We start from the raw sequence: 13297 nt of genomic DNA on the forward strand, positions 1-13297 counted from the left end.
GTTAGAGAAGGTCCACTCTATTGTATCAATGAACCGCTGATGTTGACAAGAATGATGATTAGTTGTCCTGACTATATTTTGGGAATTTATAGGTTTTACCGGATTTTATTTCTTCAGGCTGCATTCCATTGTTCAATTCCGAGAAGTCGGACACCACCTGGTCTATGCCAACTGGAATTGGCCCATCAAGGTTTAGTTCAATTATTGAAAGAACTGTCTCTCCCGGATTGACCTTTTTCTCAAAAAAGCCTGCGTCTGTTTCTGCAGATGGAATTGTGCTGGCCTCCATAGACGGGTTTTGCCCAGCTGGGAGTGTACCATGATTCAGGTCATAAAAAATTACGTAAATTACAAGGACTGAAAGCAATACTCCCGCAATTTTCTTCATATTGGACAAACCTCCTGCAAATAGCATGTTTACCCAATATGTATGCTTGTCCTAGCGTGCTTAGACCAACAAAAGTTCTCTTTTATTATTCTGCAGACACAAGAGATTTATTTTAAACCAAAATAAAAAAACGTGCAGGGTGCACGTTTTATTTGGGGTTATGAGCAGGGACTTCCTTAATGGCCAGCAGAAGAATAATAAGGGAAACAAGCCAGTTAATAATTGCCCCGTTTTGCACGGTGGTTTGCAGGGCTGACATGATAGCAAAGAAAATGGTCGGCAAAGTAATGCTGTAGGCAGACATACGCCATAATTGTCGGTATTCCAGTTTTTTGGCAAGAGCTTTTTTGATTAGAAGGCCTGCCAGTGCTAACAGGGATATCTCAATAAATCGAATGCCCGCTGCAAAAATATAAATGACAATCCCTATTAAGGGAATAATAATCGGCATAAGGGATTCTGCAGAAGCAAGGAACTCGGAAAGATCACTTTTGGAAATTGTGCCGCCCGACAGCATGGAGTAGGGATATGTCTGTACCTGTCCTTCTGCACGTATATAGATTTCATTTGTTAATAAAGCAATCGTATTGCCGCTTTCGCTTAGAACTGAAGGGTCAACTGCACCTGTCGAATCAACAATGATTGTAAAGTCATTCTTGCTGATGGTAACTGGTGCTTTTTCATCTGTGTAAAGCTGTCCATCTGTTATTTCAAAATGGGGTAATTGATTGTCAATGGTTTCATCAATAGCATTGAAGCCATTAATGATTCCTGCCCCTGAATAAAATACGGCTGGCAATACTGACAGCAGGGTAAGGAAAAACACATACAAAATAGTCTTGCCTATTCCCTGATGCCTGAATAAAGCAATATCTTTAGGAGAAAACAAACTTTTATAAAACTGAACAAAAATATTCATTTGCACACACCCTTTTTGAGATTCACATTCTTATTTTAGCCAAATCCCAAGGAGTTACAAGGGAAATACTCTGTTGGATTTAAAGCAATACTTCTTCTGTGTTTGTAATAAAAATGTAATATTAGTGCCTAATGTTAAGGAATTGTAAATTTGGCTCTTATTTTATTTACTTTTATCTTGAATACCTTTAATAATTGTATGGGGTTTGATGAAACATGTCGAATAAATTATAGGGGTTGAAAATTGTGGAACTTAATGTTCAGCAAATGCTTTTTGAATTTTTGGGAGGACTTGGAATCTTCCTTTATGGAATCAAGTTTATGGGTGACGGGCTCCAAAAATCAGCTGGTGACCGGCTGAGAGATTTATTAGATCGTTTTACGACAAATCCGCTAATGGGGGTATTGGCGGGTGTACTTGTCACCATCCTTATACAAAGCAGCTCTGCAACTACTGTAATTACAGTTGGTTTAGTATCAGCCGGGTTCATGACTTTGCGCCAGGCGATAGGTGTTATTATGGGGGCTAATATAGGAACCACGGTTACTGCATTCATCATTGGTATAGATATCGGGGAGTATGCTCTGCCGATCATTGCTTTAGGCTCAATTCTATTATTTTTCTTTAAAAAACAGAAAATCCACAATATCGGGCAAATTGTTTTTGGCTTTGGAGCATTATTCTATGGACTGGAATTAATGAGCGGAGGAATGAAGCCTCTTCGCACATTGGAATCTTTCCATGACTTGACCGTCAGCATGAGTTCAAATCCAATTCTGGGTGTTGTTGTCGGAACTGTGTTTACAGTTATTGTTCAAAGCTCAAGTGCCACAATCGGTATACTCCAAGGATTGTTTTCTGAAGAGCTGATTAATCTGGACGCGGCATTGCCGGTTCTGTTTGGAGATAATATCGGTACAACCATTACTGCTGTTTTAGCTGCTATTGGAGCGTCTGTTGCTGCAAGAAGAGCTGCAGCTGTACACGTACTGTTTAACTTAATCGGAACAACCATTTTCTTGATTTTATTAAAGCCTTTTACATTCTTAGTTGAAACACTGCAGGGTAACATGGATCTGAATCCTGAAATGACAATTGCCTTTGCACATGGAATTTTTAATACGTCTAATACAATTATTCAGCTTCCATTTGTAGCTGTACTGGCGTGGATCGTGACCAAGCTCATTCCGGGTGAAGATGCGGTTGCTGATTATAAAGCAAAGCATTTAGATCCTATGTTTATTGAACAATCACCATCGATTGCGCTCGGACAAGCTAAGGAAGAAGTGCTCCGTATGGGAACATTCTCTGTACGCGGACTTGAAGAAACGGTTCAGTATTTAAAAACAGGCAATCAAAAACATTCCGATACCGCATATCAGTTAGAAGATGCAATCAATAACCTTGACCGTAAAATTACAGATTATTTGATTAAGCTCTCTACAAGTTCACTTTCAGCACATGAATCTGCTGAGCACACTATGCTGATGGATACGGTAAGAGATATTGAGCGTATCGGTGACCATTTCGAAAATGTAATAGAGCTGATTGATTATAAACAGGCAAATAAAGTGTCCATTACTGATTCAGCCATGGCAGATCTGGAGCAAATGTTCAAATTAACTATTTCCACCGTGAAAGAAGCTATGCAGGCACTGGATCATAATGATAAAATTGCTGCAGAACATGTTGTAAAAAAAGAAGAAGAGATTGACAAGATGGAAAGAAAGCTCCGCAAACAGCATATCCTTCGATTGAATGAAGGACTCTGCACCGGGCAGGCCGGCATCGTGTATGTCGACATTGTCAGCAACCTGGAGCGTATCGGCGATCATGCTGTGAATATTGCTGAAGCTGTTTTAGGCGAAGAATAAGTGGTAAAATAAGCAAGGGGTAATCCCTTGCTTATTTTATTTTAATAAAGAGGTGCTGATATTGGAGATAGTTTATTGGACACTGATTATTCTGTTGTTTATTATTGCTTTTGCCGGCCTGGTTTTTCCAATTATTCCAAGTGTGCTGTTTTTGCTGGGCGGTTTTATCCTTTATGGAATCCTTTTTTCTTTTGAACCGTTTAACTGGCTCTTTTGGACGGTTCAGGGGCTGTTTGTTCTCCTGCTGTTCGGAGCTGATTACGTAGCCAATATGATTGGCGTAAAAAAATATGGCGGTTCAAAAGCTGGTGTATGGGGAAGTACAATCGGCCTTTTAGCTGGCCCATTTGTCATACCTGTTCTGGGAATCCTGATTGGCCCATTTCTTGGAGCGGTTATTGCTGAACTCGCAATTAACAGGACAAACTTTAATGATGCATTAAAGATTGGATTCGGATCTGTAATCGGATTTGTCAGCAGCGCAGCAGCCAAAGCGGTGATCCAGGGAGTTATGATTATTTATTTTCTTTTTGTGGTTCTTTAAATAAGGCTGTATTCACAAGGTTTGTTGCTTTTTATATATTATTTACTGAGTTGATTGTAGCGGAAGGTGCGAAATCCTCGAAAATGCATTCGCATTTTCTTCGTGCGGTGTTTACTCAAGGGGGCTTATTCAATGCCTGCGGGAGTAGGGGGACAGGTGAGACCCCGCAGACGCGAAGCGTCGAGGAGGCACACCGCCCGCCCCGCGGTTCGCTGAGCAGCCTGGAGCGGAAATCAACGGATAACATTGCTGGAGAAAAACAACTATTTATACGAAAAGAGCCTTAAATTAGCAAGATCCTTCGAATTAAAAAATATTAATTTGGATATTGTATATATGTAGCAAAGCATTTTGTTTGAAACAAAAATCCAACTTTGGTAATCTTAATCTAAAGACCTTAGAAACATTATAAAATCTGAATTTTATAAATGATTGAATTGTTTCGGGGGCTGACCAAAACAGATACATAGGGAGGAATTTTATTATGGCATTCGAATTACCGCAATTACCTTACGCTTACGATGCATTGGAGCCAAACATCGACAAAGAAACGATGAATATCCACCATACAAAGCATCACAATACTTATGTAACAAACCTTAACAATGCTTTAGAAGGAAACGAAGAGCTTCTTTCTAAAACTGTTGAAGAAGTGGTATCCAACCTGGATGCTGTTCCTGAAGCAGCCCGTACTGCCGTACGCAACAACGGCGGTGGTCATGCAAACCATTCACTTTTCTGGCAAATCATTTCTCCAAATGGCGGCGGAGAGCCAACAGGTGAATTAGCAGATGCCATCAGCAGCAAATTCGGAAGCTATGACAGCTTTAAAGAAGAGTTCGCTAAGGCGGCTACAACTCGCTTTGGTTCAGGCTGGGCATGGCTTGTAGTAAACAATGGTGAACTTGAAGTAACAAGCACACCTAATCAGGATTCACCATTAATGGAAGGCAAGACTCCAATCCTTGGCCTTGACGTTTGGGAGCATGCTTACTACTTAAAATACCAAAACCGCCGTCCTGAATACATCAATTCTTTCTGGAATGTTGTTAACTGGGATGAGGTTTCTAAGCGTTACAGCGCTGCAAAATAATAAATCTAACAGCACGGCAGATTATATCTGCCGTGTTTTTCTTTTTCATATTGATTTCCAGGTGGTTCTTGTGCAAATTTCTAAATCATTGCATAACCACACTGGCTTTGTAGGAGACTACCCTTAGAACCAAAGGGGAGTTTTTTTATGAGCAGATTTAAAAAACTGATCGGTGATGTTGATTTAACAAAAGATTTAACATTGCTATTATTTATAGGCGGGCTGTATTCTTTAAGTGCTGCCCTTTCAAACACATTTGTAAATATCTATCTCTGGAAGCAGTCTGGTGAGTTCAGTGATCTGGCTTTGTATAACCTGGCCATTGTTGTTCTGCAGCCTTTGACTTTTATTCTGGCGGGGAGATGGGCGAAGAAGATTGACCGTGTCATTGTACTGAGAATCGGTGTGATTTTTTTAGCTCTTTTTTATCTGACCGTTCTTTTTATTGGAACAAACGCTTCGAAATTTTTATTGCTTCTCGGTGCTTTGCTGGGGGTAGGGTATGGGTTCTACTGGCTTGCTTTCAATGTGCTCACTTTTGAAATAACTGAGCCGGAGAATCGGGATTTCTTTAATGGCTTCCTTGGAATACTAACATCCGTTGGGGGTATGATTGGACCGATAGCAGCGGGTTTCATTATTTCAAGGATGGAAAAGTTCACCGGCTATTCCGTTATTTTCGGAATCTCCCTGACCCTTTTTTCAATAGCTGTGTTTTTAAGTTTTTTTCTTAAAAGACGGCCGGCAGATGGAAGGTATTTATTTAGGAGAATCCTTGCAGAGCGAAAAAACAGCCTGAATTGGCGCATGATTACAAATGCTCACTTTTTTCAGGGGCTCAGAGAAGGAACCTTTATTTTTGTCATATCAGTTTATGTCTTTATTTCAACTGGCAGTGAACTGGCTCTTGGTACATACGGTTTGGTAAACTCAAGTATATCTTTTTTAGGGTATTATCTTGTGTCAAGACTTTTAAAAAAGGAGTATCGGAAAAGAGCCATACTTATCGGCGGATTAGTACTGTATGCGGCCATATTCTTTATCGTATTTGATGTTACATATCCAAAGCTGCTGATGTATGCAGCTGCGATTGCTGTAGCATATCCTCTCCTGCTTGTGCCATATATCTCGTTAACGTATGATGTCATTGGCAGAGGCTGGAAGGCGGCAGAGATGAGGATTGAGTATATTGTCGTCAGGGAAATCTTTTTAAATGCAGGACGTATAGTATCGATTTTAAGTTTTTTAGCTGCGGTAACTTTTTTTCAGGAAGAAAAAAGCATCCCTATTCTTCTCTTAATAATAGGAGCCGGACATTCCGTCATTTATTTATTCGTCAGAAAAATTCATTTTCAGTCTGCATGAGAGAGGAAATCCTCTCTCTTTTTTTTACCAATAAAATTATCTTTGTCGAAAAAGGGTTCTTTATAGAATTTATTGTTATTTTCTTTTAGAATGGGACTATGAGACTTTTTTAAAGGAAGTGTGCGTAATTTGAATAGGAAGAAAAAGAAGACCCATGTTCCTTTCCGTCTGAATATGCTCTTCTTTGCTGTGTTTTTATTGTTTTCCATGCTGATCCTCCGGCTTGGGATGGTTCAGATTGTTTATGGCGATGATTATAAGCGTGAGATTGAAAGAACGGAAGATGTTACAGTTAACAGCCCGGTGCCAAGAGGTAAGATGTTTGACAGAAATGGACAGGTGATTGTCGATAATACCCCGCAAAATGCCATCACATTTACTAATAATGGGTATAAGCAGGATGAAATGCTTGAGGTGGCAGAGAGGCTTGCCAAGCTGATCCACAAAGATACCAAGAAGGTTCAGGAACGCGATAAGAAAGATTACTGGATCATGAAGAATCCTGAAAAGGCAGAAGAAAAGGTTACTAAAAAAGATAAAGAAGAACTTGAAAAGAAGTATGAGGGTAAGGACAAGGAGCTGGATAAGGCCATTTATCAGCTCACTTTGGATCGGATTACAGAAGAGGAATTAAGTGAATTGACAAAAGACGATCTTGAAGTTCTTGCTATCTACAGAGAATTTACAAGCGGATATGCTTTAACACCCCAAATTGTTAAGAATAAAAAAGTAACACCTGAGGAATTTGCAGTTGTCAGTGAAAATCTGCAGGTTTTACCTGGTGTTGATACAACAACTGACTGGGAAAGATATTATGCTTTTGGAGATACTTTGAAATCAGTCCTTGGAAAAGTAACAAGCTCTGATGAAGGTCTTCCGGCTGAACAGATTGAATACTACATGGCACGTGACTATAGCCGTAATGACCGTGTAGGTAAGAGTTATATCGAGATGCAGTACGAAGAAGTGCTTCACGGCCAAAAGGCAAAAGTGAAAAATATTACGGACAAAGCCGGGAATGTTCTTGAAACTATTCCCATCACAGACGGTCAAAGAGGAAAGGACCTTGTTCTGAGCATTGATATGGATCTTCAGAAAGAAGTTGAGAAAATTATTGAAGAGGAATTGCGTAAAGCCAAGGCATCGTCCGGAACTGCATTATTGGACAGAGCCTATGTAGTACTGATGGACCCGCATACCGGAGAGGTTCTATCAATGGCCGGCAAAAAGATTGTTAAGGACAAAGAGACTGGCCAGTCTGAAATGCAGGACGATGCATTAGGCAACATCACGACTACTTATAATGTCGGTTCAGCTGTGAAGGGTGCTACAATACTTACCGGCTATAAAACGGGTGCTATTAATCCCGGAACCGTCTTTTATGATCGTCCTTTAAAAATTAAAGGAACACCGGTAAAGAAATCCTGGAGAAATTTCGGCCCTTTAAATGATATTAATGCTCTTAAATTTTCCTCTAACGTTTATATGTTTGAAACTGTCATCAACATAGGCGAGGGTAAATATGAATTCGAGAAGCCATTATGGATAGATAAAAAAGCTTTTAGTACTGTTAGGGAATCCTTCGCTCAATTCGGTCTTGGCGTCCGGACAGGGATTGATTTGCCAAATGAGCAAACAGGCTTTAAAGGAATGAGTACATTGCCTGGTTTCATGCTTGACCTCTCGATTGGACAGTACGACACCTATTCCAACATGCAGCTGGCCCAATATGTGTCTGTCATTGCCAATGGGGGTAATAGGATGGAGCCTCATATTGTAAAGGAAATCCGTGAGCCATTAATGGAAAATAATGAACTTGGCCCTATTGTTCAGGAGATGGAGCCAAAGGTTCTTAATAGGGTCGAACTTAAAGATGGCTGGATGGACCGTGTTCAGGAAGGTTTCCGCAGAGTCATGCAGGAAAAAGGCGGTACAGGTTATTCCTATTTTGCCGGCAAAGAGTATAAACCAGCGGGTAAAACAGGTACAGCAGAAGCCTTCTACGATGGGCCTGAGCGCAGCAAATTTGGAAAAGAGCCTCCTGAGGTCATGAATCTTAGCCTTGTTGGCTATGCACCATCAGAGAATCCCGAGATTGCCATGGCTGTTTTAGTCCCTTGGGCCTACCAGGGAAGCGTGGACCACGGAGCGAATAAAAAAATTGGTGAACGTGTTCTGGATGCCTATTTTGACCTCAAAAAAAATCGTGAAAAAGAAGGAAAAGATACTCAAGAACCTGTCCAGGACGTAGAAAATGTTGATGATGTGCTTGAAGGACAGGAAGAGGCTCGAGAAGAAGTTGAATAAGTTTTTTAAAACTGTCTCCTGACAATCCGGGAGACAGTTTTTTTTTACAATATGCATTGTAAGGCAGCCGTGATGGAAAGATAAATTATGTTATACCTCATATTCGACATATTTACACAAGAATCGCCCAAATTTACAAAAGCTTTACAATCAGTTAAAACCGCGTTAACAGTCAACCCTTATTCTAATAACCGTAGGACAAAACAACCAATTTTCTTAGGGGGAATTCAGGAATGAAACGTCTTAAAAAAATGAGCCTTTTATTAATGCTGACGGCTGTAATGGCATTCACTGCAGCTTGCGGAGGCGGAGATACAAATGAAGATGCAGGCGGAAATGGTGAAGAGCTCGAAGGCAGTGTGGTCATAGATGGCTCTGGTACTGTTTACCCATTCATGGCACGCATGGCTGAAAACTATATGGGAGAACAGGAAAATGTCTCTGTAGAAGTCAGCCGTTCAGGAACTTCAGCCGGCTTTAAGAAATTCCTTGCAAAAGACGGAACAGATTTTAATGATGCTTCCCGCCAAATCAAAGATGAAGAGAAAGCTTCAGCTGAAGAACTTGGCATTGATGTACAGGAAATGAAGGTTGCTTTAGACGGTATTACAATCGTAATTAACAAAGAAAATGACTGGGCTAAAGATCTTACACAGCAAGAAGTTGTTGATATCTTCCTTGCAAGTGCAGGAAAGAAAAAATGGTCAGATGTTCGCCCTGATTTCCCGGATGAAGAAATTCAGACATATGGCCCAAATGAAAACCACGGCACTTACGAATTTATGTTTGAGAATATTCTCGAAGAACAGGATCTTCCTGAAAATATCAACTTGCAGCAGGATTACTCAACTTTAGTGGATCTTGTATCTAAAGATAAAAATGCTATCGGATTCTTTGGCTATGGTTACTATGACAGCAACAAAGATAAATTGTCTGCAGTAAAAGTTGACTTTGGCAATGGGCCTGTTGAGCCATCACTAGACACAATCAAAGAAGACGGAGATTATGCTCCATTTACTCGCCCGGTATTCACATACTTGAACACAAATATGGCGAAAGAAAAGCCGCAAGTGCTCGATTACGCAATCTACACAATGGAAAATGCACAGGATGTTGCAGCAGAGACTGGATTTGCTCCATTATCTGATGAAGATATCCAGGCTTCTCTGGATGCTTTGAACGGATTGAAATAATTTTCTAAAAAGTGTTGAAAAGGGGAAGATGAGAAGTTAGCCTTCTCATCTTCTTGCAGTGTTTAATATTTTACCGGGTATTATAAGCAAAAAAGTTCTTCTATGGATGAGAGGAATGAAAGGGGTTTTAAACTTGGCTAAAAGTGCTGTTCACGAAAACGACAAAAAGTTAAATATTCGTGAAATCATACAACAAAAAAAGAAATCTCGAAGTGTCAATAATTATACTGAAAAGTTAATTCCTAAAATTTTATTTGGTATCGCAGCAATCTCTGTTTTGACCACTATTGGAATTGTACTTACTTTAATTACGGAAACAATCGCCTTTTTTAAAGACGTTCCTTTTATAGATTTTTTTACAGGCACTGAGTTAAAGCCTTTAGGAGAAAATGCTGTCTTTGGTGTTCTTCCCTTACTGACGGGAACAATCATTTCCACTTTGATCGCTATGCTTGTAGCCATTCCGGTGGGTCTGATGACAGCCATATTTTTAAGTGAATACGCATCAGAAAGAACACGAAAGGCATTAAAGCCTCTTCTTGAAATCCTGGCAGGTATTCCTACAATAGTTTATGGGTTTTTTGCTTTTACTTTTGTAACACCTTTACTAAGGTCTTTTATTCCTGGCCTTGAACCAACAAATATTTTAAGTCCCGGGATTGTAATGGGAATTATGATAATCCCAATGGTGGCTTCCCTTTCTGAGGATGCAATGAGTTCTGTACCAAATGCAATGAGGGAAGGTGCTCTTGCACTGGGGGCAACAAAGCTTGAGGTAACCTGGAAAGTGGTTGTGCCAGCAGCTATTTCGGGTATTATTGCTTCGTTTGTATTAGGAATTTCCAGAGCAATTGGGGAAACGATGATCGTAACCATTGCGAGCGGAAGTTCAAAAAACTTCACATTTGACGTTACTCAATCCATGCAAACCATGACTGCTTATATTGTGGAAGTAACAGGCGGGGAAGCAGCCGCAGGAACAACATTATATTACAGCCTTTATGCAGTTGCTATGACATTGTTTGTGTTTACGTTAATTATGAACCTTCTTGCTCAGTATATCTCTCGCAGGTTCAGGGAGGAATATTAATATGAAATATGTAGATTCAGAACAAGTGCATAAAAAGATGGGCAGCCGCCTGCTAGCCAATAACCTGGCTAAAACACTCTTCTTTATGGCCACTTTATTTGGCCTTGTCGTATTAATTGTTTTGATCTATCGGGTTCTTGCCGGTGGATTAGGCTGGATAAACTTAGATTTTCTGATGAATCGCTTATCGACAGATCCTGAAAGAGCTGGAATCTGGGGAGCGATAACAGGAACATTTTGGCTGATGCTTGTTGTTGCTCCTGTAACGATGATTTTAGGAGTAGGCACAGCAATTTATCTTGAAGAATATGCAGCCAAGGGACGCATTTCTTCTTTTATTAAAACTAATATCTCCAACCTGGCGGGCGTTCCGTCAGTTGTTTTTGGAATCCTTGGATTAACTGTTTTTGCAAGAGCATTGGATTTGGGTTCTGTAGTTCTCGCAGGAGGGCTCACGATGGCACTGCTGGTTCTTCCTGTTGTAGTAGTTGCCAGCCAGGAAGCAATCCGTGCTGTTCCCCAATTTTTAAGAGAAGCCTCTTACGGAATGGGAGCGACAAAGTGGCAAACGATTAAAAATGTAGTACTTCCTGCAGCATTACCTGGTATCCTTACGGGGGTTATTCTTGCACTATCGCGGGCAATCGGAGAAACAGCTCCATTGGTTGTTATCGGAATTCCGGCATTGTTGATTCCCGTTCCTGATGGAATCTTTGATAAATTTACGATTTTGCCGGTTCAGATTTATTACTGGACTATTGACTCTGCCCTTGTAGCAGAATATGCCAACCTGGCAGCTGCAACAATCGTTATATTATTAATTGTTTTGTTCGCGATGAACTCAATAGCCATCTTAATTCGGAATAAATTCCAAAAAAGATATTAGCCTGGGAGGTTTAATAAAATGCCTGTAGTGACAGAAAAAACAAATCCAAATGTAAAAAAAGAAAGCATAGCTCCAAATTCAGCAGAAAACAAAAAAGTTGTTTATAATACAAAAGATCTTAACTTATGGTATGGTGAAGGCCATGCGTTAAAAAATATAAATTTAGCCATCAATGAAAATGAAGTAACGGCGATTATCGGACCATCAGGATGCGGTAAGTCCACATATATTAAAACGCTGAACCGCATGGTTGAACTTGTGCCTTCAGTAAAAATTTCCGGCGAAATCTTATACCGGGAGCGCAATATTCTTGATAAATCATTTAAAGTGGAGGATTTAAGAACAAATGTGGGGATGGTCTTTCAAAAGCCAAATCCATTTCCAAAGTCCATTTATGAGAATGTAGCATATGGACCAAAAATTCACGGTATCCGCGATAAAAAAATCCTTGATGAGATTGTTGAAAAAAGTTTGAGGGGTGCCGCTATTTGGGATGAAGTAAAGGATCGGCTGAACCAGAATGCGTATGGCCTATCCGGCGGGCAGCAGCAGCGACTTTGCATTGCACGCTGTCTTGCCATTGAACCGGATGTCATTTTAATGGATGAGCCTACATCTGCACTTGACCCTATCTCTACATTAAAGGTAGAAGAGCTTGTACAGGAGCTTAAGCAAGAATTCAGCATTATCATCGTTACTCATAATATGCAGCAGGCAGCACGTATTTCTGATAAAACAGCTTTCTTCTTAAATGGTGAAGTAATCGAGTTTGCCGATACTGATAAGATATTTTCTACCCCTTCAGATAAGCGGACTGAAGATTATATCACTGGACGATTCGGCTGATCTATTATATTGGTTTGTATCAACGATTTTAATCATTACTATTAGGATGAAGGGGGATTACATTGATGGTAGTACGTGAGAGGTTTGAATATGATCTTCAGGAGCTTCAAAAGAAACTGATTGAAATTGGCAATTTTGCAGGAGAAGCTTTGCATAGATCGGTTGAAGCGCTTGAAACTAAAAATATAGAATTGGCACTTGAGATTATTGATGACGATAACCAGGCAGATATTTTATATGAGGAAATAAATGATTTAGCGATACTATTAATTGCTAAACAGCAGCCAGTGGCAATTGACCTCCGCCGCATCATTGTGGCTATAAAGATCGCAACAGACATTGAAAGAATTGCAGACTTTGGAGTGAATATTGCAAAGTCCACCATACGGATTGGGTCAGAGCCGCTAATTAAGCCGATTGAACATATAAAGAAAATGTATGAAATTTCAACTGAAATGCTGCGTCTATCACTGGAAGCTTTCACTGAAGAAGATACTGCAAAAGCCAAAAAAGTTGCCGATATGGATGATCAGGTCGATGACCTCTATGGTGAAACCATTAAAGAGCTGCTGCAAATTAATCTGCAGAAACCGGAATACCTGCCGCAGATCACCCAGCTTTCATTTATTTGCCGTTATTTAGAAAGAGCAGCTGACCATGTTACGAATATTTCTGAACATATTTTTTATTTGGTTAAAGGACGCCAGTATGATTTAAATAATTAACAAGAAAAGCGGAAGCGCCTTGTTCACCCCGACAAGCACAAGACGAGCCTCGCGGGAAGGCGTTTTT

11 protein-coding genes and 1 pseudogene are annotated in these 13297 nt (G+C 40.1%); 10 read left to right on the forward strand and 2 right to left on the reverse strand.

From position 1 onward, the window contains the following. Positions 1–58: 58 nt before the first annotated feature. Both NYE23_RS01850 and NYE23_RS01855 read right to left on the reverse strand, forming a co-directional pair. Positions 59–388 (reverse strand): hypothetical protein, encoded by a 330-nt coding sequence (locus NYE23_RS01850; RefSeq protein WP_341075050.1) that lies wholly within the window; start codon positions 386–388, stop codon positions 59–61. A 148-nt stretch (positions 389–536) separates the two neighbouring features. Then, on the reverse strand, positions 537–1307 hold the full coding sequence (locus NYE23_RS01855) for a DUF1189 domain-containing protein (protein ID WP_341075051.1): 771 nt from the start codon (positions 1305–1307) through the stop codon (positions 537–539). A 266-nt stretch (positions 1308–1573) separates the two neighbouring features. Here NYE23_RS01855 and NYE23_RS01860 point away from each other — a divergent pair, with 266 nt between their 5' ends. The 10 genes and pseudogenes from NYE23_RS01860 to phoU all read left to right on the forward strand — a co-directional run bounded on the left by NYE23_RS01860 (position 1574) and on the right by phoU (position 13230). Beyond that, positions 1574–3181 (forward strand): Na/Pi cotransporter family protein, encoded by a 1608-nt coding sequence (locus NYE23_RS01860; RefSeq protein WP_445662609.1) that lies wholly within the window; start codon positions 1574–1576, stop codon positions 3179–3181. Between the two features lie 61 nt (positions 3182–3242). Beyond that, the gene (locus NYE23_RS01865) at positions 3243–3725 is read left to right on the forward strand and encodes a DUF456 domain-containing protein (protein ID WP_341075053.1); all 483 of its coding nucleotides are present in this window, start codon (positions 3243–3245) and stop codon (positions 3723–3725) included. A 484-nt stretch (positions 3726–4209) separates the two neighbouring features. Then, positions 4210–4818, forward strand: a complete 609-nt coding sequence (locus NYE23_RS01870; protein WP_076258029.1) for a superoxide dismutase — start codon at positions 4210–4212, stop codon at positions 4816–4818. 147 nt (positions 4819–4965) lie between these two features. After that, positions 4966–6183, forward strand: coding sequence for an MFS transporter (locus tag NYE23_RS01875; RefSeq protein ID WP_341075054.1), 1218 nt, complete (start codon positions 4966–4968; stop codon positions 6181–6183). A 129-nt stretch (positions 6184–6312) separates the two neighbouring features. Next, positions 6313–8490 (forward strand): peptidoglycan D,D-transpeptidase FtsI family protein, encoded by a 2178-nt coding sequence (locus tag NYE23_RS01880; protein ID WP_341075055.1) that lies wholly within the window; start codon positions 6313–6315, stop codon positions 8488–8490. Positions 8491–8723: 233 nt separating this feature from the next. Further along, on the forward strand, positions 8724–9683 hold the full coding sequence (locus tag NYE23_RS01885) for a PstS family phosphate ABC transporter substrate-binding protein (protein ID WP_341075056.1): 960 nt from the start codon (positions 8724–8726) through the stop codon (positions 9681–9683). Positions 9684–9798: 115 nt separating this feature from the next. Beyond that, a complete protein-coding gene (gene pstC, locus NYE23_RS01890) occupies positions 9799–10773 on the forward strand; it encodes a phosphate ABC transporter permease subunit PstC (RefSeq protein WP_341075057.1) in 975 nt (324 codons plus the stop codon). A gap of 1 nt (position 10774) precedes the next feature. Further along, positions 10775–11659 carry a phosphate ABC transporter permease PstA gene (gene pstA, locus NYE23_RS01895; RefSeq protein ID WP_341075059.1) on the forward strand — a complete coding sequence of 295 codons (885 nt, stop codon included), beginning with the start codon at positions 10775–10777 and terminating at the stop codon, positions 11657–11659. 90 nt (positions 11660–11749) lie between these two features. Beyond that, positions 11750–12505, forward strand: a pseudogene (gene pstB, locus NYE23_RS01900) (phosphate ABC transporter ATP-binding protein PstB); the annotation flags it as partial. 65 nt (positions 12506–12570) lie between these two features. Beyond that, entirely contained in the window at positions 12571–13230 is a 660-nt protein-coding gene (gene phoU / locus NYE23_RS01905) for a phosphate signaling complex protein PhoU (protein WP_197208710.1), read from the forward strand. Positions 13231–13297 lie beyond the last annotated feature (67 nt).

It is taken from the genome of Cytobacillus sp. FSL H8-0458, from assembly GCF_038002165.1.
Classification (GTDB): Bacteria; Bacillota; Bacilli; order Bacillales; family Cytobacillaceae; genus Cytobacillus.

Excerpts from the sequence above, each read along its gene's own strand:
- NYE23_RS01870 (WP_076258029.1), top strand. The coding sequence starts at position 4,210 with ATGGCATTCGAATTACCGCAATTACCTTACGCTTACGATGCATTGGAG.
- phoU (WP_197208710.1), top strand. The coding sequence starts at position 12,571 with ATGGTAGTACGTGAGAGGTTTGAATATGATCTTCAGGAGCTTCAAAAG.
- NYE23_RS01860 (WP_445662609.1), top strand. The coding sequence starts at position 1,574 with ATGCTTTTTGAATTTTTGGGAGGACTTGGAATCTTCCTTTATGGAATC.
- NYE23_RS01855 (WP_341075051.1), bottom strand. The coding sequence starts at position 1,307 with ATGAATATTTTTGTTCAGTTTTATAAAAGTTTGTTTTCTCCTAAAGAT.
- pstA (WP_341075059.1), top strand. The coding sequence starts at position 10,775 with ATGAAATATGTAGATTCAGAACAAGTGCATAAAAAGATGGGCAGCCGC.
- NYE23_RS01850 (WP_341075050.1), bottom strand. The coding sequence starts at position 388 with ATGAAGAAAATTGCGGGAGTATTGCTTTCAGTCCTTGTAATTTACGTA.
- NYE23_RS01875 (WP_341075054.1), top strand. The coding sequence starts at position 4,966 with ATGAGCAGATTTAAAAAACTGATCGGTGATGTTGATTTAACAAAAGAT.
- pstC (WP_341075057.1), top strand. The coding sequence starts at position 9,799 with ATGAAAGGGGTTTTAAACTTGGCTAAAAGTGCTGTTCACGAAAACGAC.
- NYE23_RS01885 (WP_341075056.1), top strand. The coding sequence starts at position 8,724 with ATGAAACGTCTTAAAAAAATGAGCCTTTTATTAATGCTGACGGCTGTA.